25 protein-coding genes and 1 pseudogene are annotated in these 24,142 nt (G+C 51.0%); 6 read left to right on the top strand and 20 right to left on the bottom strand.

Features of this window, described 5'->3' with window-relative positions:
- Window positions 1-7: 7 nt before the first annotated feature.
- The 4 genes from KMZ15_RS08520 to KMZ15_RS08505 form a co-directional block, all read right to left on the bottom strand.
- Window positions 8-1,687 (bottom strand): IS1634 family transposase, encoded by a 1,680-nt coding sequence (locus tag KMZ15_RS08520; RefSeq protein ID WP_223691866.1) that lies wholly within the window; start codon window positions 1,685-1,687, stop codon window positions 8-10.
- Between the two features lie 122 nt (window positions 1,688-1,809).
- Complete coding sequence (locus KMZ15_RS08515; RefSeq protein ID WP_223692656.1) at window positions 1,810-2,100, bottom strand: H-NS family nucleoid-associated regulatory protein; 291 nt, start codon at window positions 2,098-2,100, stop codon at window positions 1,810-1,812.
- Between the two features lie 56 nt (window positions 2,101-2,156).
- A complete protein-coding gene (locus KMZ15_RS08510) occupies window positions 2,157-3,047 on the bottom strand; it encodes a BadF/BadG/BcrA/BcrD ATPase family protein (RefSeq protein WP_223694809.1) in 891 nt (296 codons plus the stop codon).
- A 36-nt stretch (window positions 3,048-3,083) separates the two neighbouring features.
- The gene (locus KMZ15_RS08505; protein WP_223692654.1) at window positions 3,084-3,269 is read right to left on the bottom strand and encodes a hypothetical protein; all 186 of its coding nucleotides are present in this window, start codon (window positions 3,267-3,269) and stop codon (window positions 3,084-3,086) included.
- Between the two features lie 102 nt (window positions 3,270-3,371).
- On the opposite strand from KMZ15_RS08505, the gene KMZ15_RS08500 reads away from it, so the two are divergent.
- On the top strand, window positions 3,372-4,151 hold the full coding sequence (locus KMZ15_RS08500; RefSeq protein ID WP_223694807.1) for a phytanoyl-CoA dioxygenase family protein: 780 nt from the start codon (window positions 3,372-3,374) through the stop codon (window positions 4,149-4,151).
- Here KMZ15_RS08500 and KMZ15_RS08495 read toward each other — a convergent pair.
- Genes KMZ15_RS08495 through KMZ15_RS08485 form a run of 3 tightly spaced genes read right to left on the bottom strand, consistent with a single transcriptional unit; the run spans window position 4,137 to window position 6,808 of the window.
- Window positions 4,137-4,322, bottom strand: coding sequence for a DUF2474 domain-containing protein (locus KMZ15_RS08495; protein ID WP_223692652.1), 186 nt, complete (start codon window positions 4,320-4,322; stop codon window positions 4,137-4,139). The genes KMZ15_RS08500 and KMZ15_RS08495 overlap by 15 nt on opposite strands.
- Window positions 4,322-5,338, bottom strand: a complete 1,017-nt coding sequence (gene cydB, locus KMZ15_RS08490) for a cytochrome d ubiquinol oxidase subunit II (protein ID WP_223692649.1) — start codon at window positions 5,336-5,338, stop codon at window positions 4,322-4,324. The genes KMZ15_RS08495 and cydB overlap by 1 nt, the downstream gene beginning before the upstream one ends.
- Before the next feature lie 33 nt (window positions 5,339-5,371).
- Window positions 5,372-6,808, bottom strand: a complete 1,437-nt coding sequence (locus KMZ15_RS08485; RefSeq protein ID WP_223692646.1) for a cytochrome ubiquinol oxidase subunit I — start codon at window positions 6,806-6,808, stop codon at window positions 5,372-5,374.
- Window positions 6,809-7,155: 347 nt separating this feature from the next.
- Between KMZ15_RS08485 and KMZ15_RS08480 the strand changes: the two genes are divergently transcribed.
- Window positions 7,156-8,643, top strand: coding sequence for a DASS family sodium-coupled anion symporter (locus KMZ15_RS08480; protein ID WP_223692644.1), 1,488 nt, complete (start codon window positions 7,156-7,158; stop codon window positions 8,641-8,643).
- Window positions 8,644-8,747: 104 nt separating this feature from the next.
- Here KMZ15_RS08480 and kdsB read toward each other — a convergent pair whose 3' ends face one another.
- On the bottom strand, window positions 8,748-9,575 hold the full coding sequence (kdsB, locus tag KMZ15_RS08475) for a 3-deoxy-manno-octulosonate cytidylyltransferase (protein WP_223692636.1): 828 nt from the start codon (window positions 9,573-9,575) through the stop codon (window positions 8,748-8,750).
- 454 nt (window positions 9,576-10,029) lie between these two features.
- On the opposite strand from kdsB, the gene wzxE reads away from it, so the two are divergent.
- Window positions 10,030-11,289 (top strand): lipid III flippase WzxE, encoded by a 1,260-nt coding sequence (gene wzxE / locus KMZ15_RS08470; RefSeq protein WP_223692634.1) that lies wholly within the window; start codon window positions 10,030-10,032, stop codon window positions 11,287-11,289.
- A gap of 57 nt (window positions 11,290-11,346) precedes the next feature.
- Here wzxE and fliO read toward each other — a convergent pair whose 3' ends face one another.
- The 4 genes from fliO to KMZ15_RS08450 form a co-directional block, all read right to left on the bottom strand.
- Window positions 11,347-11,730 carry a flagellar biosynthetic protein FliO gene (gene fliO / locus KMZ15_RS08465; protein WP_223692626.1) on the bottom strand — a complete coding sequence of 128 codons (384 nt, stop codon included), beginning with the start codon at window positions 11,728-11,730 and terminating at the stop codon, window positions 11,347-11,349.
- A gap of 26 nt (window positions 11,731-11,756) precedes the next feature.
- Window positions 11,757-12,527 (bottom strand): ferredoxin--NADP reductase, encoded by a 771-nt coding sequence (locus KMZ15_RS08460; protein WP_223694805.1) that lies wholly within the window; start codon window positions 12,525-12,527, stop codon window positions 11,757-11,759.
- A 124-nt stretch (window positions 12,528-12,651) separates the two neighbouring features.
- A complete protein-coding gene (locus KMZ15_RS08455; protein ID WP_223692624.1) occupies window positions 12,652-13,461 on the bottom strand; it encodes an endonuclease/exonuclease/phosphatase family protein in 810 nt (269 codons plus the stop codon).
- On the bottom strand, window positions 13,458-13,949 hold the full coding sequence (locus tag KMZ15_RS08450) for a hypothetical protein (protein ID WP_223692615.1): 492 nt from the start codon (window positions 13,947-13,949) through the stop codon (window positions 13,458-13,460). Before KMZ15_RS08450 ends, KMZ15_RS08455 begins: the two co-directional genes overlap by 4 nt.
- 165 nt (window positions 13,950-14,114) lie before the next feature.
- Between KMZ15_RS08450 and KMZ15_RS08445 the strand changes: the two are divergent.
- Window positions 14,115-14,270: pseudogene (locus KMZ15_RS08445) on the top strand (branched-chain amino acid ABC transporter substrate-binding protein); the annotation flags it as partial.
- A gap of 467 nt (window positions 14,271-14,737) precedes the next feature.
- Window positions 14,738-15,049, top strand: coding sequence for an H-NS family nucleoid-associated regulatory protein (locus KMZ15_RS08440; RefSeq protein WP_223692612.1), 312 nt, complete (start codon window positions 14,738-14,740; stop codon window positions 15,047-15,049).
- A 102-nt stretch (window positions 15,050-15,151) separates the two neighbouring features.
- On the opposite strand, the gene panB is transcribed toward KMZ15_RS08440, so the two are convergent.
- From panB to hda, 5 genes are read right to left on the bottom strand one after another with little or no spacing between them, the layout of a single operon-like run.
- A complete protein-coding gene (gene panB, locus KMZ15_RS08435; RefSeq protein WP_223692609.1) occupies window positions 15,152-15,988 on the bottom strand; it encodes a 3-methyl-2-oxobutanoate hydroxymethyltransferase in 837 nt (278 codons plus the stop codon).
- 60 nt (window positions 15,989-16,048) lie between these two features.
- On the bottom strand, window positions 16,049-16,534 hold the full coding sequence (gene folK, locus KMZ15_RS08430) for a 2-amino-4-hydroxy-6-hydroxymethyldihydropteridine diphosphokinase (protein ID WP_223692607.1): 486 nt from the start codon (window positions 16,532-16,534) through the stop codon (window positions 16,049-16,051).
- A 12-nt stretch (window positions 16,535-16,546) separates the two neighbouring features.
- Window positions 16,547-18,025, bottom strand: coding sequence for a polynucleotide adenylyltransferase PcnB (pcnB, locus tag KMZ15_RS08425; protein WP_223692605.1), 1,479 nt, complete (start codon window positions 18,023-18,025; stop codon window positions 16,547-16,549).
- A complete protein-coding gene (locus KMZ15_RS08420; protein ID WP_223692595.1) occupies window positions 18,022-18,708 on the bottom strand; it encodes an HAD family phosphatase in 687 nt (228 codons plus the stop codon). Before KMZ15_RS08420 ends, pcnB begins: the two co-directional genes overlap by 4 nt.
- A 10-nt stretch (window positions 18,709-18,718) precedes the next feature.
- Window positions 18,719-19,447: a DnaA regulatory inactivator Hda gene (gene hda / locus KMZ15_RS08415; protein ID WP_308710652.1), complete on the bottom strand. Its 729-nt coding sequence runs from the start codon at window positions 19,445-19,447 to the stop codon at window positions 18,719-18,721.
- A gap of 120 nt (window positions 19,448-19,567) precedes the next feature.
- Here hda and purM point away from each other — a divergent pair, with 120 nt between their 5' ends.
- On the top strand, window positions 19,568-20,623 hold the full coding sequence (purM, locus tag KMZ15_RS08410) for a phosphoribosylformylglycinamidine cyclo-ligase (protein ID WP_223692590.1): 1,056 nt from the start codon (window positions 19,568-19,570) through the stop codon (window positions 20,621-20,623).
- Here the strand turns inward: purM and KMZ15_RS08405 are convergent.
- The 3 genes from KMZ15_RS08405 to mutL all read right to left on the bottom strand — a co-directional run bounded on the left by KMZ15_RS08405 (window position 20,620) and on the right by mutL (window position 23,969).
- Window positions 20,620-20,934 (bottom strand): hypothetical protein, encoded by a 315-nt coding sequence (locus KMZ15_RS08405; protein WP_223692588.1) that lies wholly within the window; start codon window positions 20,932-20,934, stop codon window positions 20,620-20,622. The genes purM and KMZ15_RS08405 overlap by 4 nt on opposite strands.
- A gap of 108 nt (window positions 20,935-21,042) precedes the next feature.
- Entirely contained in the window at window positions 21,043-22,020 is a 978-nt protein-coding gene (miaA, locus tag KMZ15_RS08400) for a tRNA (adenosine(37)-N6)-dimethylallyltransferase MiaA (RefSeq protein ID WP_223692586.1), read from the bottom strand.
- On the bottom strand, window positions 22,017-23,969 hold the full coding sequence (mutL, locus tag KMZ15_RS08395) for a DNA mismatch repair endonuclease MutL (protein ID WP_223692584.1): 1,953 nt from the start codon (window positions 23,967-23,969) through the stop codon (window positions 22,017-22,019). The genes miaA and mutL overlap by 4 nt, the downstream gene beginning before the upstream one ends.
- Window positions 23,970-24,142: the final 173 nt, after the last annotated feature.

The following is a 24,142-nucleotide window of genomic DNA, read 5'->3' as shown; positions in this document are numbered from 1 at the left end:
CATTCCGCTACTCCCTTTCCTCAATCTGATAGATTTTACAAGCGGTATCGCCAAACAACCGGATAATCTTGATTCTGACGTCATTAAGGTTGGAAACGGCTTCATGGATTAACGCGCGTTGATGATCGAAGATACGCACCAACGCAACGCCTTCCATTAACTGGAATATCCATCGCAAGGTAGGTGTACTGGTGGGTTTGCCCAGTTGATTGGGTAAGGTGTCAGCATAGGCCTCGAGCTTTGCACGCACTTGAAATTGTGCGAGGTTGTAGACCATGAGGCATAAGGTCATCACCATCATCAATGCAGCGATACGCTGTGGCGATTTTAAAAAGAGCGTATCCGCTAGGAAGTCAGGATTTTTCAAAAACCGAAAGCCATTCTCAACCGTTTGCTGAGCTTTGTAGTCGGCGAGAATGCGCTTGTCGGGGTAACCCTGCTTGTCACCCTCGTTGGTGGCCAGGATGAAACGCCCTTTAGTTTGCAGTAGCTTCTGGATCGCTTCGTCATTGCGCTGGATCTGAACCTGGATTTGATACCCCATACATTGTTTTGTTTCTCCCTTCTTGGGACGACCTGCTTTCTCATACTTTTCTACTGGCGCAACAGTCGGGGCCAAGATGAATAGCGGGTGCGACTTCTGTTCTCGCCTGAATGTTTTATGCGCGTCGGCTTCACACGCAAACAGCTCGGTGCTGAATTGTTTCATTTGTTTTTGCAGCGCTTGTTCTTGTTTGGTCAGGCGCTTTTGGAGAGACTGTGCTTCGCGTTGGTATGCCTGTTCTGAGAAGACGAGTAACCAGCGTTGTTGGATGCCGGCATAATCCATATCGAATGATGCATGTCGATAGCCGTCTTCCTGTTCACTCCAAGCTATTTCTTGCGTTGATTTGCTCACTAACTCCCGAGCTTCCAGGATTGTTTCTGGTACACGTGATACCCAAATGGTGTGCTCCATCTTTTTGAGGTTTTCAGCTGTGTAAAGCGCCGAATCGGCCACCCAACGCAGCGTACGGGTGCAATCAATTTCTTGGCGAAATGCATTGATGCGTTCTATTGTTTCTGGCAACACCGTCTTGTCTGAGGCGTTGCCATCGCAAGGCATCATCCATAACGGAATGCCTGAACCGCCTGCCACCGCCAATGACAGCACGACTTGTTTCAAATCAGGGCGATGGTCTTTGGAGTACCCATGAGTCACAGTAATTTCAACCGCCTCGCCTGCGTCCTCTCTTTGTTCGCTAACTCCCTCATCGCTTGCATATTTGCCATGCACAGAAAAACTCGTCGTATCCACATGCACCAACTCATCAAGAAGGTCATGTTCCAGTGCAATCTCAAAGGCCACTTCCCCGAATAGCTTGCTCGGCCCATACTGCGCTATCGCGTCCAATGCGTCTCCCAACGCATCATCATTCAAATGCCTGGCCTCAATCCCAGACCCTAATAAAGCTTCTAATGGTTTGCTTTCAAAAAACTGTGGCGTCAGATACAGTCGACGGTTCGTAAATCCCAGTCCATTCAGAATCATCGCAACGCAGGCTGTGCCATAGCTGACAATTCGCCCAGGGTGGCTAGTCAAATGCTTATCTATCCGCTGAGCAAGTTGCAAGTCCTGGCATTTCGATGCAACCAAGCCATGATGATCTAGTACATGTGTGATGATTGCTGGTGCACTTTGACCCATATTCCGCCCTCTGAAAAATCAAATGGCTATCTCAACATGATGTAAAGTGAAATTCAAGTTTTTTTGAAGGGGAGGTGGCGGAATGTCGGATAATGGATACTGCTCTAGTGTATTTAGAAAAATTAAAGCAGGAATTTCTCTTTATTTTTACCGGCAATCCAATTGGGTGGCTTACCACGGCCGCTCCAGGTCTGGCCTGTGCGTGGATTTTTATATTTAGGGGGTAGTGGTGCTTTGGCACCGGCTTGGGTTCGCTTAGAACTTGTGAGTCCTAGATCTGAAAGGTTTAAATCATAATCGATTATTTTCTGCTTGATCTCAGCGATAACAGCAGTCAATTCCCTTTTCCGGGCTTCTTGCGCTTGTGCTTGCAATTGCTCAATTTGAAGTTGTAGAGCCTGATAAGTGGGCATCTCTTGCTTTCCCTTATATTAAATGAAAATAGAGTATAAATGATCTCACAAAAAGATTATTTAAAAAAGTGAAAATCAGTACTAATCTTACATAATGCGAGCCGTAATGCGCCTTGTGCGGAATTGCCTTGCGCGGGCCGTAAGCGCGCGCTGTGGCTGATGGGTACATATGGGGCAAAGGCGGTTGCCAGTCCGCCGCATAGCGCAACGGGTAAAGTGCCGGTTGGGTCAAGCGCCTCTATCATCTTGGCGATTTCATCGCCAGCACTGATCAGCAGCGTTTGTGCAAATGAGTGGTTGGCGTGGGCAAAAACCAGCGGCGCCAGCGATGCGTATTGCGTTTGCTTAGCATTGCCTAACCAGGTGAGCATACTCTCCCGGTCATCTGCGCCAATCGCGCTCAGGATCGCGACCGCAAATGCATCGCGGGCGGTACGCGCGTCCAATGCGTGTTGAGCGTGTTGCGCAAGCCGTAAACCTAATGCTGCGCCACTGGCTTCATCGCCGGAAGGAAAGCCATAACCGCCTATTATTTTGCGCTTGCCCTGCGCATTGAGGGCGACGCCTACACTGCCAGTGCCGAGGGCGATAATCACGCCAGGCTGACCGCTATGGGCGCCAAGTAGGGTTGTATAACCATCTGTTTCAACCGTAAGCGCTTGGCATAAAGGCGCTTGTGCGATGAACTGGGTGCGCCACCCCGGATTGTCAACTCCGGCTAGACCACAGCCTAATGCGCATTGAGTCCAGTTGAGGGGTTGGCCGATTTGGTTAAAGGCGGCGGTGCATAGTGCTGTCACCTCCTGCCAGGCAGCATGAACCCCTAGCCCAAGTGCCGAAGGTCCCCCATTCGCTTGGGCGAGGATCGTACTATGTACATCGGCTAACAGTACCCGCGTGCTGGTGCCGCCGCCATCAATCCCAATTAAATAAGACGGTGCATTCAATGTTTCGGATGAAGTCATGCCCGGCATTATCCCGGGCTAGACTAAAGCAGGCAATCCCTCAATAAAGATCAGGCCAAACAAAGCCCCAAGTAGGGCGCCCGCGATACGCAAGCTGGTTAATTTTAATTTGGAGGCAACCGGAATTGAGCCAAGCATAATTGCGCCCGCTAAAGCGAGCGGGAGCAGCAAAATGAGGTCATCGAGCGTGAAACTTTCCATCATTGCCTCCGTTTATTTGATGTTACTTTTTAAGTATAGTTGATAGCTTGGTCAAATGTGTCCAAAGGCAGTCATAATCTAAATTTTGGTGTGGACGAATAGATGATGGTCGATAATTTGAACTTAAAGCGACAGATTGCAGTGCTGCGCGAAGAAGGGTTTGTGGTGGTGCGTGGCTTGGTCGATGCTAAGCGTTGTGCGGCGATTAGAGGGGTGGCTGAGGCGCAACTCGCCGCCAATGCAGCACCGCTTGAATATGAGGCAGATTTGAGTTATCCCGGTGCCCCGGCATCGCGGCAGGCGGCAGGCGGGGAAACCGTGCGTCGGTTGCTGGATGCGTATGGCCGTGATGCATTATTTCGGCAATGGGCCGGGTCGCCAGAGATCGCGGCTTGGATGGAAATGTATTTTGGTGAGCGGGCAGTTTTGTCACGCGTGCATCATAACTGTGTCATGACCAAGCATCCAGCGTACGGCAGCTTAACTGGCTGGCATCGCGATGCCCGTTATTGGTCATTTAAGCGCGATGACCTGATCTCTGTGTGGCTCGCGCTCGGCCCTGAAAAAGTCGAGAATGGGGCGCTTTGGCTGGTGCCTAAATCTCAGCGTTTGAAGTTATCCGCTGAGCGTTTTGATCAGGCGAAGTTTTTTCGTGCTGATCCGCCAGAAAATAGTGAATTAATCAATACCGCTTGTTCTACAGAGCTAGAAGCCGGGGACGTGGTGTTTTTTCATTGCAATACGTTGCACTCGGCGGGGCCAAATAAGACCGATGCGGTAAAGTTCTCATTGGTTTTTACTTATCACGGGATTAGCAATCCGCCGCTACCGGCTTCGCGTTCCGCGTCGCACAGCGAAGTGGCTCTGGCTTTAAGTCGTGCTTAAACCCGCCGCGCGCATGAGGATGCGAAATAAATAAGCGACCGCGCCTAGGGCCAATACACTGACTGTCCATAGCAAAATAAACCAACTGAGCTTTTTGCACCATCCTCCTAAGCTTGGCCTGCTTATCGGGTGTGGTGGCGGCAATTTGCTAGGATCAGAGGCGTTACTCATTAATGATAACCATCGCCATGACGTGTTTTACCGCGAAAGACGTAATAGCTCCATGCGGTATAAAGCAGTATGACGGGTAGAATGAGTAGCGTGCCAATCAGTGCAAAGCCTTGGCTTTGGCTAGAAGAAGAGGCCTGCCAAATAGTGATATTGGGTGGGATAATGTTTGGCCACAGACTAATGCCAAGTCCACTATAACCCAAAAAGATCAACACCAAGGTGAGTAAGAATGGCGCAGCATGCGCATCTTTAACGGTACTCAGCAGATGATATATAGTCAGCGCGACTAATAGTGGAACTGGTAAGAAATAAAATAAATTGGGCAAACTAAACCAGCGGTGTGCAATTGCGTCATGTGTCAGCGGAGTCCAGACACTAAGGACCGCGATAACAGCGAGCAAAATCCAGGCCAGCGGGCGGGTAAGAGCGCGCATACGTTGCTGTAGCTCACCATCGGTTTTCATGATGAGCCAAGTGCTGCCTAGTAACGCGTAAGCGGCCACTAATCCCAAACCCGTAAAAACCGAAAATGGCGTAAGCCAGTGCAGTATATCGTCGCCGGTGTAAGCGCCGGTATAGACATCGACTGACTCAATGCCATGAATAAATCCGCCTAAGGTGACGCCTTGGAAGAAAGTGGCGGCAATTGAGCCACCGATAAAAGCTTTATCCCAGAAATGTTGCTCGTGTTCTGCTGCTTTGAAACGAAACTCAAACGCGACGCCGCGAAAGATTAAGCCAATCAGCATAAAAATAAGTGGCAAATAAAAAGCGCTCAGAATGGCTGCATAAGCAATCGGAAAAGCCGCTAGCAAGCCTGCTCCGCCGAGCACCAGCCAGGTTTCATTGCCATCCCAAACGGGCGCTACGGTATTCATCATGACATCGCGGTCTTCCTTGCTTTTAAAAAAAGGATAGAGAATGCCGATGCCCAAATCAAAGCCGTCCATGATGACATACATCATGACGCCAAATAAAATAATAATGGCCCAAAGGAGCGGAAGATCGATACCCATGATACTCAAATAGATTAAAAAGAGGTTTCTGGATTAGTTTTTTGGATCAGCATTGCGCGCCTCATCTTCTAAAACCGCGGGTGCAGCGGAAAGCGGCCGCATCGGTTGGTGTAGCTGGCCCGGCCCGCCAAGATTCTCCTCTTTGCCTTCGTTGAGGATCGGTCCTATTTTAGCTAAACGCATCATATAGGCAATGCCAGCCCCAAATACGACTAGATAGACCAATACAAAGAGCACTAAAGAAATGCCTAGTTGCAATGCGCTATGCGTAGAGACAGCGTCGGCGGTGCGCATCACACCATAGACCGTCCAAGGTTGGCGTCCAATTTCAGTGGTGTACCAGCCGGCGAGAATGGCGATAATCCCTGTCGGCCCCATCCATAAGGCAAAGCGCAAAAATGCACGAGAGTGGTACAGGCGGTTGCGGCAGCGCAAATAAAATCCCCAGACCCCTAGCGCAATCATTAAAACGCCCAAACCGACCATCGTGCGGAAGCTCCAGAACACAATTGTGGCATTGGGCCGGTCTTGTGGTGCAAATTCTTTTAAGCCTGGAACTTGACCATCCCAGCTATGCGCCAGAATTAAGCCGCCTAAACGGGGAATTTGAATGGCGTAGCGAGTCTCTTCGCGGCTCATATCCGGCCAGCCGAACAAGGTCAGCGGCATGCCTGGGCCGTCGTGATTTTCCCAGTGCCCTTCGATCGCAGCGATTTTGGCGGGTTGGTACTTAAGCGTATTGAGACCGTGAAAATCGCCAATTAATGCTTGCAGGGGCGCTACCAGCAATGCCATCCAAAGCGCCATTGAAAACATTTTGCGGATGGCGGGCTGTTGACGGCCGCGTAACAGATGCCAGGCCCCGACCGCGGCGACGAAGAGCGCCGTGGCCAGGAATGCGGCCACGCCCATGTGCACTAGCCGGTATGGGAAGGATGGATTAAAAATAACCTGCAGCCAATCGGTTGGCACGACTTTGCCATTCACAATTTCATAGCCTGCAGGCGTATGCATCCAGCTATTGGAGGCGATAATCCAAGTGGCCGACACCAAGGTGCCAATCGCCACCATGATCGTCGACAGAAAATGCAAGCCTGGGCCGACCCGGTTCCAGCCGAACATCATCACGCCTAAAAACCCGGCCTCAAGGAAAAACGCAGTGAGCACTTCATAAGCCAGCAAGGGGCCAGTAACACCGCCTGCAAACGCTGAAAAATAGCTCCAGTTAGTGCCAAATTGGTATGCCATGACTAGGCCAGAAACCACGCCCATGCCGAAATTAATGGCGAAAATCTTTAACCAAAAATGATACAGATCTTGATACACCGGTTTGCGGGTGCGCAGCCACCAACCTTCAAGCACAGCTAGATAACTGGCGAGACCAATCGTTAATGCGGGGAAGATGATATGGAATGAAATGGTGAAGCCGAATTGAATCCGTGCAAGTATTAAGGCGTTCAGCTCAACCATATGACTCTATAAAATGATTAAATTTTGACTAAAAGCAGGGGCCTTCTTAACGAACAGCACCCTTAAAAAACTCCATTTATATTTTAGCGTAAATCAGGCAACTAAAGTGGTCAATTCCAGAAGTGAGTGCAAAGAAGGCGAGTTAAACCAATGTCAGAAATGAGCCTTGGAGGACGTCGATCAGTGTCGTGCGCAAAAATTTTTCGCGTATTGCTAGCAGAAAAAGACTTGCATGAAGTATTCAGAAAACTCAAAAAATATGAGCTGGTATAAAATTCCGCTGTGCCGAATATATTGCGATCCAAGTTTAGCGTTGATTGTGACGCGTGGTTTTAAAAGGAAACAGAATGCTTAAACCCTCCGTAGCCGCTCCTAGTAAGCGGTCTTTTCCTATTTCTCTTGGTCTGATTGCAGCCTCTATTGTGCTCCTTGGCTTAGTTTTAATGCCTGCTTTGCCTGGCCTGCCGGTGGCTGGCCAGCGGATGTTGGCAATTTTAGCGTTCGCGGTGATTGTCTGGATCACTGAGGCGGTGACGTATGAGGTGAGTGCGGTGTTGATTACCGTGCTGATTGCTTTTTTGATTGGCGCGGCGCCCCGGGTGGACGATGCGACTCTGGCTTATGGTACGGCGGGCGCTCTCTCAATGGCCTTGGCGGGTTTTTCCGATCGCGCCTTGGCGCTAGTGGCGGCAGCGCTTTTTATTTCTGCCGGCATGACCTCGACCGGGTTTGATAAGCGCATCGCGCTGGTGACATTGTCCAAGATTGGTTCCAGCACACAGCGGATTATGATTGGCACGGTGTTGGTGACGGCGATGCTGTCATTAGTGGTGCCTAGCGCGACTGCGCGGGGGGCGTGTATGGTGCCGATTATGCTTGGCGTCGTGTCCGCCTTTGGTTTGGACCGACGCTCTAATATTGCTGCTGGCATTATGATTGTGGTAGCGCAAAGCATTGGCATTTGGAATATTGCGATTCAAACCGCTGCGGCGCAGAATTTACTGACAGTCGGTTTTATGGAGCGCATCCTTGGGCAGCGTGTGACTTGGGGCGAATGGTTGATTGCCGGTTTGCCGTGGGCCATTGTGATGTCCGTCATTCTGTTATACGTCGTACGTAAAATGTTGCCGCCAGAAACAGAGACCATTCCCGGGGGCGCTGAAGCGGTGCGCCGATCATTGGCGGAATTGGGTCCGATGACCTCTGCCCAAAAGCGCCTGCTGCTGATTTCGTTGACGCTGCTAGCATTTTGGTCAACTGAAGGTAAGTTACACTCATTTGATACGACCTCAGTTACTTTTGCCGGACTGGCTCTTTTGCTGATGCCCCGGATTGGCGTGATGAATTGGAAAACGCTTGAATCACGAACGCCTTGGGGTACGTTGATTGTATTTGGCATTGGCATTAGCCTAGGGACGGCCTTGTTAACCACACACGCAGGTCAGTGGCTAGGGGATCAAGTTGTGCAGCATACAGGGCTGGACGTGTTGAGTCCCGGCCTAATATTTGCTGTGCTCAGCCTATTTTTAATTGTCATTCACCTAGGGTTTGCGAGTGCGACGGCATTGACTTCAGCCATGCTGCCGATCTTAATTGCTGTGCTGCAGACGGTGCCTGGCGATTTTAATCGACTGGGTTTGACGATGTTGCTAGGCTTTACGGTGAGCTTTGGTTTTATTTTGCCGATTAACGCTCCGCAGAATATGGTTTGCTTGGCGACCAATACTTTTACGACTCGACAATTTACCAAAGTAGGTTTTGTGATGACCTTGATTGGCTATGCCCTGTTGCTGGTTTTCTCGCAAACTTACTGGAAGTTCTTAGGCTGGGTTTAAATGAGTCGCTCTGAACAGAGCTAGTGCGGGTCAAGACGCAGCGTGATATTTTAAAAAAGCCAGGGAAGTTGTAGACTTTTTGTAAAATTCACGCTGCTGTGGTGTCAAGCGAAGGTTCTACCCTGCTTAAACAAAGCTCGTACGCGCTCTAAATCAGCGGCCGTATCTACGCCTCCAATAGGTGCTTTATCCGTTAAATGGATAGCAATAGATTCGCCATGCCACAGCGCGCGCAATTGTTCCAGTGCTTCCACTGCTTCTAAAGGGGACGGCTTTAAGCTTGCAAAGCGGCGTAAAAAAGAAGCGCGATACGCGTATATACCAATATGGCGATACACCGGCAGCTGGCTTAGGTTATCTGTGCTATTCGCGCTGGTTGCTTTGTTGACTGAAAAGCCAGTTTTTCCCATCACGTCTTGCCACGCATCCCGCGCCCAAGGAATCGGTGCGCGGGAGAAGTACAACGCATACCCTCTGGCATCGAGCACCACTTTAACCACATTGGGGTTGAAAATTTCTTCGCGGCTACTCACGGGGTGCGCAGCGCTCGCTAACGCGCAGCTAGGGTTTGCCGCCAGATGGGCGGCCACTTCTCGAATTAAGGTAGGGTTGATCAGTGGTTCATCGCCTTGCACATTGACGATGATCTGGTCATCCGCCCAATCCAACTGGGTCGCAAGCTCGGCAAGCCGGTCGGTGCCACACTCATGATGCTTGGCTGTTAACATAACCTCTACGTTATATTGATTGGCGCACTCGACAATCCGCGAAGAATCCGTCGCAATGATCGTGCGTTGTGCGCCAGATGTCTGCGAGCGCTGCGCCACATGTATCACCATCGGCTTATCGCCAATTTCAGCCAGCGCCTTTTCAGGCAGCCGGGTGGATTGAAGGCGAGCGGGGATGACTACATCAAAACGTATGTCATGCACGAAAAAACTCCCGGATTAGAAAGGCTTAGCGGTAAATAGAGGTAACAAATTGCGTCATGAAAAAACGATAACAGTTAGCCCACTAACGGCAAATCGCAGCCTCATATCAAATTTGTGAACAGGCTCCCTAAAAAGCACAGCTTGAAAAGCTGCCAAAGTGATTATTGCATATTTATGCAGGAGTCCTGACGGTGCTCCAACCGCCCCATTTTTGCTCTGCTACAATTGCCGCTTGCTTCGTGGTGTAGCTTAGCCGGGTAGCCTACATACATGGAGTGCAGGTGGTCAGAGGTTAAATCCTCTTGCCCCGTTCAAAACAAAAATAGCCATCGCGGTGCATTAATTGCATGAAAGGAGAGACACGTGGCGCAGCTAAATTATTGTCCAATAAAGAAATATGCGAGTGTGCGGTGCAGTCACCGTCACGCTATGATAAGCGCTGTTGTGAAGCTCTTTGTCTAAGCTATCTCTAGCGCGGGCATTAGGCTGGTCCGCGGCGGCCACCCTGATTAAAATTGCCGTGGATTTGCTACTCATTAAGTGGCTGGCAGTGGCTTTTGGCCCAGACGGCGTGGGCCGTGCCGGGAACTTTATGGCGCTGGTTGCGGTATTAAGTGCGCTCTCAGGCGCAGGTATTCACAATGGCGTGACCAAATATGTTGCTGAGTTTCAGCACGATCCAGTCCGTTTGCGCCGCCTGCTTGGTACCGCTGCTGCTCTCGTGCTGGGTTGCTCGAGTTTGCTGGCGCTGCTGTTTATTTTGGCCGCAGCTCCGCTGAGCGAACTGCTATTTGGCTCTAAAGACTTCCAGGGCGTGCTGCGGGCGATCGCTTTAATTCAATTAGGCATGGCCTGCGCTCAATTTTTTCTGGCCATCTTGAAAGGCCGATCCGATGCGAAAGGGACTGCCCTATCGATGGTTAGCGGCAGTTTGCTTGGCCTCGGGGCATACTGGATCGCGTTTCGTTGCGGTGGTTACCAGGGCGCCCTGATTGGGCTCGCTTTGGTACCGGCGTTATTGGCATTGCCGGCAGGGATCATGCTGTTCAAAAGTGGCATCGTGCCGCGCAATGGGCTGCAGCTAACCTGGGATGGCGGGCTAGCGCGTAACTTGCTTAAATTTACGGCGATGATGATCCTGACTGCCATCTCGCTGCCGATCGCCTATACCGCCATAAGAGAGCTACTGGCGGCGCATTACGGTTGGGACGAAGTCGGCATTTGGCAGGGAATGAACCGCGTATCGGAGGCGTATCTGCAATTGATTACGGCACCCTTCACGGTGTATTTGCTGCCGGTGCTCTCCAGGCAAAAAACCAAGCAAGACTTGGCGCATGAAATCGGCCGCGCGCAGTGCTTTTTGTTCCCGCTAGCAGTCGCCGTCAGTTTGAGTCTGTGGCTGCTGCGCGATAGTGTGATTGGATTATTCTTTTCAGTTGAATTTAGGTCGATGCGTGATCTTTTCGCGTGGCAGTTGAGCGGCGATGCGTTCAAAATAAGCGCCTATGTGTTCGCTTATCTAGTCACTGCTCGGGCTTCGCTGAGCCTTGGCGTGCTAGCCCAAATCAGCCAGTTTGGTTTGCTCCTGCTCTTTTCGCACGGGTTGGTTCCGGCTGGCGGCGCGCTCGGGGCGGTACAAGCTTATGCGGCAACTTACGTTATTTATTGCGCCTTGTGTGCATCTGCGTTTTTCTTCTACTGTAAGAAGGGCTAGCCCTCTTTACCGCGGCTGTTTCTCTCTAAATCTCCAAAAGCGATTTGTTTGGGGACGCTAATTAACCGTTGCTGCGGCATCGTTGCTGGCTGGCATGGTATGCAGCGTGTGTATGCTGCCTGCTGCTACGCCTAGGACAAGCCAGGTATTACCTATTTCAACGATCATCACTTTTTCTTTGGGCGTAAGAGCGGTACTGCCTAAGACTTTGATTAAGCCTGGACGTCGTAGCGGTGGTCGCATGCCAAAGCGGCGGGCGGCCCATGCGCAAACATAGGCAAGCCCAATGACGGCAATCAGCCAAGCGACAGTCTGCGCCACTGAAGCTAGGCCTACTGCGCTCGGTAGTGGGGCGTGCTCATTAGCTAGGGCTGTAGTGGGCAGCAAGATGACCGTGGTGAGGGCGCGGCATAGCGCAGTGCGCACAGTAATACTATGCATGATTCAGTTCCAAGGTAGAGTGAAGCTTAGCCAACGAATGCCCGTTCAACCACGTAATGGCCAGGTTGCGAATGGGTACCTTCGGTAAAACCCATTTCTTTAAGCAAGGCGCGCGTATCCTTAAGCATATGCGGGCTGCCACATAGCATTAAACGGTCATGTTCAATGGAGAAGGGGGGTAACCCCACATCCTCAAAGAGCTTGCCTTCTTGAATTAAATCCGTAATACGGCCACGATTGTGGAAAGACTCGCGTGTGACCGTTGGGTAATAGACCAGTTGATCTCGAATCAGCTGGCCAATATGTTCATCTTGCGGCAACGACTGGGTAATGTATTCTTTGTAAGCCAATTCATCGATAAAGCGGCAAGTGTGAGTCAGCACAATGCGTTTATAGCGGCTGTAGATCTCAGGGTCCTTAATAATGCTCATGAACGGCGCCAGACCTGTGCCGGTTGATAATAACCAGAGGGTAGAGCCGGGCAATAGAGAATCAGCAATCAGCGTCCCTGTTGATTTTTTGCTGATATAAACTGAATCGCCCACTTGTACATGTTGCAAGCGTGAAGTCAGCGGGCCATCTTGCACTTTAATTGAAAGAAACTCTAAGGTTTCTTCATAGTTGGCGCTGGCCATACTGTAGGCGCGCACCAGGGGCTTGTTGTCAACTTCAAGGCCTACTAGGGTGAATTGACCATTATCAAAACGAAAAGAGCGATCACGCGTACAGGTGAAGCTGAAAAGCGTGTCGGTCCAATGGTGGATACTTAATACAGTTTGTTGGGTCAGATTACTCATGATCAATCGGTCGCGGATAACAACAAATAGCCCCTCAAGTGGGCTAAGCTTCATTCTACTCTTAATTGGAAATAAGAGTGATTCTCGTTTCCTAAAATTGCGTTTTTATATCTATTTTTTCTGCCTAGCGTGCACCGAGCGGCTCAAGACGCAAGCGCGCAATGTAAGGCAAGTGGTCTGATAACCAAGCCGCTTTGGCGGCGGGTACGAGTTCGACGGGGGTGAGTTCACGCACGAACATTTTGTCGAGCGCTAAGGTTGGCGAAAAAGCGGGAAATGTTTTTGCCGCTTGCCCGAGTGTCATAGCGACTTCGCTTAGACCCAGAGCATTAAAAATAGGAACCGAATCGCTTTTCCAGTCATTAAAGTCGCCAGCGAGAATTAAGGGACCGGTAGGCGCCTCGCGCGTAATCCAATGAGCGACCCATTCCATTTGCCGCAAGCGCGCAGCACGGGTAAGGGCCAGATGCACGCACAATAAGATGATTGGGCGTTGGTTGACGGTCATCCGTGCGACTAATAGTCCACGCTGTTCAAAGCGATGGGCGGAAATGTCCCATCGTCCGCCTGGAGTCAGTGGGTAAGGGGACAGAATGGCATTGCCGTGTCGCCACGAGGTTCTGTGCACATTAGGTCCGAGTGCGAGATGCAGTTTTAGGCTGGTTGAGATCTCAGTCGCATGGCAGTGCCAATTTTCATCCGTGGTGGCGATTTTGGCTTTGCTCCGCTCGGCTGTCGACCTTGGCGCAGATAGGCGTCGCGCTATTGTTTCTTGCAAAAAATAGATGTCGGCAGGGGTGAGTTGCAGCCAGCGCTGCATCGCGTGCCATGTTTGAAACCCAAGTGGCGAGCGACCTTTGTGTAGATTCCAGCTGACTGCAATGAGCTCATGTGGGTCGCGGGACGCCGTGCGTAAAATTGCTGGAGATTTCATGAGTGGCTAAGGCGAGCCCGCAGTCGATAAACGAGCATGGGGTTGCGCGGCAGAATTTGCCAGGTAGCCCATGCGTTAAAGGGAACCACGAGTCTCGGATGGCTCGCATTGACGATACGAGGAGATGCGGGCGATGCGCAGTTCAGTAAGGCAGATGCGCTTGGTTTTTCGAGGGTTTCGCGGGTCTCAAGAGCAAAGGTTACAGCCTGGTCCGTGAGAGTGTCAGGCGTGATGATAATGGTGCGGGACAATTCGATGGTGGCTTGATCGCAACCCAGCGCAGGACTAACTAGATAGCGGTTTGTTTCAGTATGCGATTGACCAAGGGGGGTTTGGCCGGCCAAACTGGCAACCTGCCGACCTTCTTGCATAATGTGCAATTCCCACTGCACGATGGGGGTTGACGGCTGGGCCCACGCTGGCAGGCTAGCCCAAGAAAACAAGCTCAGCACGCTTGCAATCAGCATTTTAAGGGACAAACGATACATGAAATTCCTTTTTACTGGATGTTGAGCTGTGGCTAAAGCTGACATCTGCAAATAATCAATAAAATTACTATGGGATGCTTCACTTTGCAGCGACTGGCATGTCACAATAGTAACAGTAACTTAGTAATAAAAAGTTTTGTAAATGTCTTAAGTGTCCACACTCACCTGTTATATCTAGCGCTACCCGCTATTGCCGCTGAGCAGGTGGTCAAGATTGGCCATGTCGCTCCGCTCACAAGCGGGATCGCCCATCTTGGCAAAGATAATGAGAGCGGCGCCCGCTTAGCGGTTGAAGAAATTAATGCTAAGGGTTTGCTGATCTAACCAAAAGTCTGGGCGGCACATAAATTTATGGCTTGTGTGCTGCTCAAAATAATATGGTTGTGATAAACCGGATATAATAGGCGCAGGGTTGTAGATAGTCAGGTTGGGCGGAAGCTCAAAATATTTTTATTATTTTTGTAAATTTAAATTAAAATTTTCGCAATTGTCTTCGGACGAGCAAGGCTTCTAGATGTGCTCTAAGCCAGTAGAAAAAAGCAAGAGGAATGAAGTTGTTTTTATTTTAAATTAATTAAAAATGAGTCGCCACGCGATTCGCTCTAACTAGCACGTCAGTTGATGAACTTAATGAAGTTCATTGGTCGTAAAATTAATAAAAAATATTCATTTTTCTTTGCAAGCGCAAAATTACTCTGTATTATTTATGTGCCTCATTAATAACTTGAACTGCGGGACTCATAAAAAAGTCTCAAGGTTCGCATTTTAACTTTGTGAAGGAAAGACGTATGTCTTCATATGAAGAATTGCTTGCTCAACAAGCAAAACTTGAAAAACAAATCGAAGAAGCTAAAGCCCGGGAATGTGCTGCGGTCATCGACGAGATAAAGAAAAAGATTGCTATTTTTGGCATTACACTCGATGAACTGGGTTTCAGTAAAAAAGAACTTAGCCTGAGAAAATCGACGGCAGGCAAGCTACGTGTGCGCACACGCGTGGCGCCTAAATACCGCGATCCACAGACGGGTGTTACATGGTCAGGCCGTGGCAAACCGCCTAAATGGATTGTTGATCAGGATCGTGCTTCGTATCTGATTTAAAGCTTGCTTGGGTTTTGTCAAAAATTTAAGTGGTGGAGGTACCCCAATTTTTTGCTGGAGGCCTCCACGCTATAAATTTTCGCCGTGGCTTAATGTACTAAGTCAAAATGTATGTTCTGCTGCTGGAAATGTCCCCGTTTTGACTTCGCGCACATAAGCTTCGACGGCGGCGTGCAAAATAGGCTGATTTGACGTTCGTGGCGTTTGTTCACAGACAAAATTTTTCGCAAAACGCGGGCGTTTGCCTGCGGATATCCCTAATAAATCGTGCAATACCAGTACTTGCCCTGAGCAGTCAGCGCCGGCTCCAATGCCAATGGTCGGAATTGTCAGGGCCTGGGTTAATTGCGTGCCAAGCAAGGCAGGTACTGCCTCAATCACCAGCAATTGTGCGCCAGCTTGTTGCAGGGCTTTCGCATCGCGCAGCAATTGTTCGGCGGCTATATCAGTTTTTCCCTGTACCTTGAAGCCACCCAAGGCGTGTACTGATTGCGGTGTTAAGCCTATATGGGCGCACACTGGAATTGAGCGTTCAACCAAAAAACGCACCGTATCGGCCAACCATACCCCCCCTTCGAGTTTAACCATTTGAGCGCCTGCGCGCATCAAAGTAGCTGCATTGGTAAACGCATCGCTTGGCGTGGCGTAAGTGCCAAAGGGTAAATCGGCAACAATTAATGCTGCCGGCTTGCTACGTGCAACGCACGCTGTGTGATAAGCGATATCGGCAACGGTGACCGGGAGTGTCGTGGCGTGGCCCTGGATGACATTGCCTAAAGAGTCCCCAATCAGTAACGCATCGATTCCTGCCTGGTCGAGGAGGGCGGCAAAGCTCGCGTCATAACAGGTAAGTACAGCGATTTTTTCGCCATTCTCGCGCATGACTTGTAGGCGCGGTACGGTAATGGCTTTGCGGGAGGCTTCTTGGAGATAGTTCATATCGGGTCTGCGAATAAAAGTTGAGCCAGAAAAAGCGGTGTTGGCCAGGTGAAACTTGCTTCAGTTTTTGTCTCGGACCTGATCAATTCGTTGTGATGCAACCATGGGCAAAAATGCATCGGCTCGACCGAGCTGTGGAATTTCAACTTCAGCATCAAGTTCAAGCAGTGGTACCAGCACGAATGCGCGCTCGGTCAAACGCGGATGTGGAATAATCAGTCTAGCTTCGTTAATAGACAGTTGGTCGTACAGCAAAATGTCGATATCAAGCGTACGTGGAGCGTTACGGTAAGAGCGCGTGCGGCCAAAATAACTTTCGCCCGCCGCGCATTGCGCGAGTAGTTGGAATGGCGAGAGCGTCGTTTCGATCGCCAGCACGCAGTTGTAATAATCATTGCCGTTGGCTTGCACCGGCGCGCTCCGATAGAAGCTAGATTGGGCGCGCACGGCGACAGCCGTTTGCTGTGCTAGCCAGGAGATGGCGGCGTGTAAAGTTTGGCTCGCATCGCCAAGATTTGCGCCCAGACCGAGATAAGCAATCGCCATGGGTATCTTTTTTCAGCTAGACTCTGTGGGCGTTTTAACCGTTAATTTGTCCTCATTGTGAGAGGCTTGGGGTTTTGCCCGACCTCGTCTGCGGCGGCGTGAGGAGCGTTCATGCTCACCTTCTGAGAGCAGTGTTTCGCGCTGACTGGCATCGGCTGCAATGAAAGCAGTCCACCATTGCCCCACAGTGGCATCGAGTTCGCCCGCTTCGCAACGTAATAGCAGAAAATCATAAGCCGCCCTAAAACGTGGGTGCTCGAGCAATTTGAATGCGCTGTGGCCACGTTTCTCAAGACGAGGCTGTAGGCCCCAAATTTCTTTCATATCTCCAATGTGGCGTCGTTGAATCGCCAATTTTTTCATTTGTACATAGAGCGTTTCATCCATCGCGTGGTGGAGCGCCGGAATCGGGTATTCGTTTGCGGCTATATATTTTTGCCAACGCTCGTGTACTTCATGCCATAACAACGCCGCAAATAGAAAGCTAGACGATACAAACTTGCCAGCACGAATACGTTCATCTGTATTATCGAGCGCAAGCGTAATAAATTTTTCGCTTTGCGGCTGCGCGAGAGCCGTATCGAGCATGGGCAATAAATCATGGTGCAGCCCCTCGGTGCGTAGTTGGCGTAAACAGGTCAGAGCTTGGCCGCATAACAGCAATTTGAGCATTTCATCAAACAGCCGAGCACTCGGCACATTGCGGACTAACTCGGCGAGGGCGCGGATAGGTTGCCGTGTGGTTGCTTCGATCTCAAAGCCTAGCTTAGCTGCAAAGCGCATAATGCGCAGCATCCGAACGGGATCTTCACGGTAGCGAGTAGCCGGATCGCCAATTATGCGCAGGAGCCGGGCGCGAATATCCGCCATGCCATTATGATAATCGAGCACAGTTTGCGCCGCTGGATCATAGTACATGGCATTGATGGTGAAATCGCGCCGCGCCGCATCTTCGTGCTGTTGCCCCCAGATGTTGTCGCGCAAAACGCGTCCGCTCGCATCGATTGCATGGGGGCGATAATCTAACTCATTGCGCCGCGCGCGCGGTCCTTGGCGTACAGGCAAGTCAGTGCTAGCTGGGTCTGGCGGGACACTGGCTGCGCCAAGACTGGCACGAAAAGTCGAAACCTCAATAATTTCTTGTCCGAACGGCACATGAACTATTTGAAAGCGCCGGCCAATTAAGCGCGCGCGGCGAAAGAGTTTTTGCACTTGTTCAGGCGTGGCATCGGTCGCCACATCAAAATCTTTCGGGGCAAAACCCAGTAGCAAGTCGCGTACTGCGCCGCCGACGATAAACGCCCGATAACCCGCTTGCTGTAATGTGCTGGTTACGCGTATTGCATGGCGTGAAATCAATGCTGGATCTATTTGGTGTACACGGACAGGCACGTTCACCGGCTGTTTTTTATGAGCGGCTTGTTTAGTAGTGTGGCTCGAGGTGGGCAATTCAGACTGGCCCAGCAGTTTGCGGATAAATTTTCTAATCACGGGGTTTTGAACAATTCTAAAATACGCCAGCCTTTTGACTGTGCATGAGCACGCAATTTGTCATCTGGGTTAGTCGCGATAGGAATGCTGACTTTTTCGAGCAGCGGGATGTCGTTGTGTGAATCGCTATAAAAATAGCTTTGTTTAAAGCTCGCCCAATTTTTATCAAGCGACTGTAGCCAAGCTTCGGTACGGATGATTTTTCCTTCGCGATAACTTGGAACGCCATCAATCTCACCCGTATACTCAGCAGTTGGATCATTATTGACGGTCGCGGGCTCTGGTGCGATTAAATGATCGATGCCGAATGCGCGAGCGATAGGCGCCGTGATAAAGCTATTCGTCGCCGTCACCATGCAGCATACATCGCCTGCAATCTGATGACGTTGGACCAGTTCAAAAGCAACTGGTCGCAGTGCGGGGGTAATCACTTCTTGCATAAATTGCGTGCGCCAAGCGGCTAATTGCGCACGCGGGTAGCGCGCCAGTGGCGCTAGCGTGCTACGTAGATAGGCGTAGATATCGAGCTGGCCCGCTTGGTAATCGGCGTAGAAACGCTCGCTCTCACGCGTAAAATGCGCTGTATCGACTAGACCGAGGCGCGCCGCAAAGCAGCCCCATTCATAATCGCTATCAGTCGGAATCAACGTATGGTCGAGATCAAATAGGACAAGGTTTGTCATAACTGGCATTTTACTCGAAGCGCAGGGGCGCGGTGAGAGCCGCCACTTTCTCATTAAGTAACATGGTGCGTAATAGGGGTAGGGTGATTGGCCGCTGTTGTTCTAAAGAAAAACGGTCAAGGGCATCAAGCAAGCCGATGAGGGTTGGCATATCGCGTCTAAAATGCGTGAGCAGATAAGGCGGCACCTCGGCGGTGAGCGTGATGCCGCGCGCTTGGGCGGCGCTTATTAGCGCTTCAAGTTTACCCACATCATCAAGTGCTATAAGCTGGTAGACAAGCCCCCAGCCAAGCCGAGTGCGCAAATCTTCGCGTATCTTGAGCGAGCGTGGTGGTACCTGACCTGTGGCAATAAAAGCGCTATTTGAATGCGCCTTGATTTCATTAAACAGATTGAAGGCGGCAATTTGCTGCACGGGCGAGAGCGCATCGCAATCATCAATCGCATACAGGGCCAAGGCCGGATCGAATTCAAACGCGGCCAGTGCTGCCCATGGCCCGGCAAGGCGTGCGCGGCCGGCACCTGCGCGATGACAAAGCGCATGCAGTAAATGGCTGCGCCCACTCCCGACTTCACCCCAAAGATAAAACGAACGATCGGCGGCATTGCCGTTTGCCAGGGTTTCATTAAGCGTGGCAAACTGCGTCACAAGTTCAGTATTTGCACCGGTGATGAAGTTATCGAAAGTAGCGCTAGGCGGGCCACCGAAATCAAGCAATAGCTGACGAGACACAAATATAAAAGTGATGCAAAAAATAAAAATGGAGATAAAAACCCGCAATCCATTATGCTGGAGCGAGAACATCGGTTAAAATCCCTATTCTACCGGACTTCTCAAAACCTCTTTCCGCTGTATTAAATGGACTCATCAAATTTTGCCACTAGGCCTGCTGGCTTGACCTATAAAGAGTCAGGTGTTGATATGGAAGCGGGCGATGCGCTCGTCGAACGCATTAAACCGTTTGCCAAGCGCACGTTGCGTCCCGGTGTACTGGCCGGGCTGGGGGGCTTTGGCGGACTTTTTGAGGTCCCCAAAAAATATCGCGAACCGGTATTGGTGTCAGGCACCGATGGCGTGGGGACTAAGCTTAAACTGGCTTTTCAGCTGAATCGGCACGAGACCATTGGACAAGATTTGGTTGCCATGAGTGTGAACGATATTCTCGCACAAGGGGCCGAGCCACTTTTTTTCCTTGATTATTTTGCCTGCGGTAAGCTCGATGTTGAGACGGCGGCCACGGTTGTTAACGGTATTGCGACCGGCTGTGAGCTTGCAGGTTGCGCATTGCTTGGCGGCGAGACGGCGGAAATGCCGGAAATGTATCCGGTAGATGAATACGATTTAGCCGGTTTTGCTGTGGGGGCCGTTGAAAAAAGCAAAATCATCGATGGTCATACCATTGCCGTGGGCGATGTGGTGATTGGTCTTGCTTCAAGTGGCATCCACTCAAATGGGTACTCTTTGGTGCGCCGGATTATCCAGCACGCACAGCCTGATTTAGCGAGCAGCCTTGATGGCCGCTCATTGGCTGACGCACTGATGGCGCCGACGCGCATTTATGTTAAGCCGGTGCTTGCTTTGCTTGAGAAAATGACGATCAACGGCATTGCCCATATCACCGGCGGAGGTTTGCTTGAAAATATCCCAAGAATGTTGGCAGATTCTTTATGCGCTGAGCTTGATCATCGCGCTTGGCCGTTGCCGCCTTTATTTAGCTGGCTAGCTGAGCACGGCGGCGTTGCAGATAACGAAATGCACCGTGTTTTCAACTGCGGCATTGGGATGGTGTTAGTCGTATCGGCGGATAGTGCGCAAGCCGCGCTTGCTCAGCTTTCAGCCGCCGGCGAAACGGCCTGGTGCATCGGTACGATTCGTGCACGTGGTGAGGGCGAAGCGCAAACTATTGTTGTTTAACGCTGGGTGAGCAATTTTAAGAAGGCTGGGTTAACAAAGATTTTTTCTCGGCCTGCTTTAATTTCATGCAATAAGCCGATAGTACACAGTTGCTTTAGATAAGTAGAGGCAGTTTGTCTTTGCGCGATGCCGGCTTCAACCACATTGGCAATGCGGCAATAAGGTTGCACGAAAATAAGTTCAGTCAACTCGCGGCTGTAAATCTGTGGTGCGGCTAAGCGCATCAGAATGGCGGTTCCTTCAATTAACACCTTGATCGATTTAATCAGATCAGTGGTCCATTGAGCGGTTTGAGTCACTGCCTCCAGCATAAAAAGAATCCATTCTTCCCAGCGTTGTTCAGTGGATGGAATATCATATGTCGATTTTATCGCATTTCATCGACATATAAATCAGATATGTTTAAAGGATCGACATATTTAACTATTAACTGCCCTACGCCAAATACGCATTGCAGTTGTTATGACTTGTGCGCTGACATCCGGTGCGCAACAATCAATGATCAGGCGTTTGTCTATTGCCCGCAACCAGGTTAATTGCCGTTTACAGAGTTGACGCGTAGCAGATACGCCTTGTTCGAGCATGGTGGCCTGATTGATCTTACCCTCGAGGTATTGCCAGATCTGACGATAGCCCACGCAGCGCAAGGCGGGTAAATCTGGATGCAAGTCGTCGCGCGCCCGTAAGCGTGTCACTTCAGCGACAAATCCAGCTTCAAGCATGGCGTCAAAACGTGTCGCAATCCGTTTATGTAATACGCTCCGGTCAGAGGGTTCAAGGGCAATTGGCGCATAATCATAAAGCGACTGTGCCTGGTTTTGAGCCGCCAGTAACTGAGACATTGGCTGTCCACTGAGCGTCCATACTTCGAGTGCGCGTTGAATGCGCTGAGCATCATTCGGTGCAAGCTTTGCGGCGAGCGCAGGGTCACAGGCGGCAAGGCGCGCGTGTAAAGCGGGCCAGCCATCACGGGCAGCTTCTTGGTCAAGCGTTGCACGCACCTGAGGGTCAGCAGCTGGCAAGGTGGCGAGCCCTTCGGTAAGGGCCTTGTAATACAGCATGGTCCCGCCAACTAATAATGGGAGTGCTCCGCGCGCGTAAATTTCGCCAATTAAGCGTTGTGCATCCGCCCTGAAACAGGCTGCAGAATAGGTCTGAGCCGGGTCGAGAATATCAACCAGATGATGCGTGACAATGGCGCGCTCGGCTAGAGTAGGTTTGGCCGTGCCAATATCTAGCTCGCGATAGACTAAAGCCGAGTCGACACTGATGATTTCAATCGGTGCATGCTTGGCCAGGGCGAGCGCTGCCGCAGTCTTACCGGAAGCAGTCGGGCCGAGCAGGCAGACTACGGGCGAAGAGGGTGGTTTAGCTTGGCGCGTAGCGGTTGAGTTCATTGCCCGCGCATAAAGAGCCGATCGAGATCGGCTAGAGAGAGCTGATACCAGGTGGGCCGCCCGTGATTACATTGATTGGCGCGCTCGGTAGTTTCCATTTGGCGCAGCAAGCCATTCATTTCATCAAGCGTTAGGCGTTGGTTTGCCCGCACAGCGTGGTGGCAGGCCATCGTGCCGAGCAGTTCGTTTTGATGCTCAAGCAGCACCTGTGAGCCACCGTAAGTCTGAAGATCATGCAGCACTGCACGCGCGAGTGCGGATAAATCAGCGTTTTTCAGAAGCGCGGGGACAGCCCGAATAGCAAGTGTGGTCGGGGATTGCATGGCGATATCAAAGCCAAGCGCTAAAAGCGTATCTTGATTTTCTTCGACGGCGCCAATTTCAATCTCGCTAGCCGGTATAGACAATGGGATTAAGAGCGGTTGCACGGCGATCGAATGTTCTGCCAGCGCGGTTTTGAACTGCTCATAGACAACTCGTTCATGGGCTGCATGCATATCAACCAACACTAGGCCACGTTTGTTTTGTGCCAGGATGTAAATAGTGTGCAGTTGACCGACCGCAAAGCCAAGCGGGTGATCTTCTTCGTCACCCGTTGTAGAAGGCAATGCTGCCGTAGGTGGCACTTGTGCGTTTACTGGCTTGGCGGACTCGGTTAGATTTGCGGTGCTTAAATCGGCGGCATGGTTGGACTCTGGATCTGCCAAAGGAGCGGGCGCCGCCGCCGTGTGCTTTTCGTCGCGCGTCGTATTGGGGTCGGTTTCACGCCGGCCAAAGAGTGCATCATAGACAGCAAAAGGTTGTTCAACCTTGGTTTGCATTGGCAATGTGCCTTGTCGCATCCGTGCTTGCGGTAGCCAGCGTGTATTTGCCTCAAGCTCACTTGAGGTCGTTAAGCCGCTAAGCGGCGTAAGATGCGCGGAGTGACCTCCTGCGGTGGTGGGCTGGGAAATGCCTGCGTGCTGTGCGAGTGTGCGTTGCACCGCATGAAAGACAAATTGATGAATCGCACGAGAGTCACGGAACCGGACTTCGATTTTAGAAGGGTGTACATTGACATCGACGCTTTCAGGCGGGACCTCAAGCAGCAACACATAGGCTGGATGGCGCTCTCCATGTAGTACATCTTCATAGGCAGCGCGCACGGCGTGTGTGAGCAGTTTGTCACGAACAAAGCGGCCATTGACGAAAAAATATTGCTGATCAGCTCGCCCACGGCTGGCCGTAGGTAACCCAACAAAACCGCGCAAAGCAATCGGACCCGCTTGCTCTTCAAGCGGTAAATGGGCGAGTGAAAAAGCTTCGCCCAGGATTTTGCTGACGCGCAGGGCGGCATCACCCGCATTCCAATGCTCGACAGCGCGGCCATTATGGTGCACTGAAATAGCGATTTCTGGCCGCGCCAACGCTGCCCGGCGGATAACATCTAAGCAATGACCAAACTCGGTTTGCTCGCTTTTTAAAAATTTGCGGCGGGCCGGCGTATTAAAGTACAACTCGCGCACCTCAATTGAGGTACCCACCCCGCCGGCGGCTGGGGCTAGTGCGCCGGTCTCCCCATCAATTGAAGTCGCATGTGGCGCGTCAGCGGTACGGCTCGTGAGCAACACCTGCGCCACCGATGCGATCGAAGCTAAGGCTTCACCGCGAAAACCTAGCGTGCAAACGGCTTCGAGTTCCGCCAGCGAGTGAATCTTACTGGTAGCATGGCGCATTAACGCAAGCGGCAACTCGTCAGGCGCGATACCGCTGCCATCATCTACAATCGCAATACGCTTTACGCCGCCGGCTTCAAGTGTAATACGCAGTGAGCGAGCACCGGCATCAAATGCATTTTCAATCAACTCTTTGACCACCGATGCGGGCCGCTCAACAACTTCGCCTGCTGCAATTTGGCTGATTAATTGATCGGGTAGTGGTTGGATAGAGCGTGGGTGGTTTGTTGTCATAGCGAGGGTGCAGCGAAATTGTTGAATATAATTAAATTATAAATTGTCTGCGCTTGTAGAGGCTAAATAGAAGCGTATGTAAAATTCAGAAAAAATCTATGCGGTGCGCCAGCAGAGTAGTCAAAGAGTAAAGAGTCCAGGTTTTCTGATCGTGAAGGCAGAGCGAGTCACAT

Source organism: Mycoavidus sp. HKI (genome assembly GCF_020023735.2).
Taxonomy (GTDB): Bacteria; Pseudomonadota; Gammaproteobacteria; order Burkholderiales; family Burkholderiaceae; genus Mycoavidus.
Note: the sequence above shows the minus strand (reverse complement) of the source record. Positions and strands in the feature narration are given on the sequence as shown.

Coding starts and splice junctions, on each gene's coding strand:
- KMZ15_RS08515 (WP_223692656.1), bottom strand. CDS start 2,100: ATGCCCACTTATCAGGCTCTACAACTTCAAATTGAGCAATTGCAAGCA.
- KMZ15_RS08405 (WP_223692588.1), bottom strand. CDS start 20,934: ATGCTGGAGGCAGTGACTCAAACCGCTCAATGGACCACTGATCTGATT.
- KMZ15_RS08495 (WP_223692652.1), bottom strand. CDS start 4,322: ATGAGTAACGCCTCTGATCCTAGCAAATTGCCGCCACCACACCCGATA.
- purM (WP_223692590.1), top strand. CDS start 19,568: ATGGACTCATCAAATTTTGCCACTAGGCCTGCTGGCTTGACCTATAAA.
- KMZ15_RS08455 (WP_223692624.1), bottom strand. CDS start 13,461: ATGAAATCTCCAGCAATTTTACGCACGGCGTCCCGCGACCCACATGAG.
- KMZ15_RS08480 (WP_223692644.1), top strand. CDS start 7,156: ATGCTTAAACCCTCCGTAGCCGCTCCTAGTAAGCGGTCTTTTCCTATT.
- KMZ15_RS08450 (WP_223692615.1), bottom strand. CDS start 13,949: ATGTATCGTTTGTCCCTTAAAATGCTGATTGCAAGCGTGCTGAGCTTG.
- KMZ15_RS08500 (WP_223694807.1), top strand. CDS start 3,372: ATGGTCGATAATTTGAACTTAAAGCGACAGATTGCAGTGCTGCGCGAA.
- cydB (WP_223692649.1), bottom strand. CDS start 5,338: ATGGGTATCGATCTTCCGCTCCTTTGGGCCATTATTATTTTATTTGGC.
- mutL (WP_223692584.1), bottom strand. CDS start 23,969: ATGACAACAAACCACCCACGCTCTATCCAACCACTACCCGATCAATTA.
- KMZ15_RS08420 (WP_223692595.1), bottom strand. CDS start 18,708: ATGACAAACCTTGTCCTATTTGATCTCGACCATACGTTGATTCCGACT.
- KMZ15_RS08485 (WP_223692646.1), bottom strand. CDS start 6,808: ATGGTTGAGCTGAACGCCTTAATACTTGCACGGATTCAATTCGGCTTC.
- panB (WP_223692609.1), bottom strand. CDS start 15,988: ATGAACTATCTCCAAGAAGCCTCCCGCAAAGCCATTACCGTACCGCGC.
- KMZ15_RS08460 (WP_223694805.1), bottom strand. CDS start 12,527: ATGAGTAATCTGACCCAACAAACTGTATTAAGTATCCACCATTGGACC.
- KMZ15_RS08520 (WP_223691866.1), bottom strand. CDS start 1,687: ATGGGTCAAAGTGCACCAGCAATCATCACACATGTACTAGATCATCAT.
- fliO (WP_223692626.1), bottom strand. CDS start 11,730: ATGCATAGTATTACTGTGCGCACTGCGCTATGCCGCGCCCTCACCACG.
- KMZ15_RS08440 (WP_223692612.1), top strand. CDS start 14,738: ATGTCTTCATATGAAGAATTGCTTGCTCAACAAGCAAAACTTGAAAAA.
- KMZ15_RS08505 (WP_223692654.1), bottom strand. CDS start 3,269: ATGATGGAAAGTTTCACGCTCGATGACCTCATTTTGCTGCTCCCGCTC.
- miaA (WP_223692586.1), bottom strand. CDS start 22,020: ATGAACTCAACCGCTACGCGCCAAGCTAAACCACCCTCTTCGCCCGTA.
- folK (WP_223692607.1), bottom strand. CDS start 16,534: ATGGCGATTGCTTATCTCGGTCTGGGCGCAAATCTTGGCGATGCGAGC.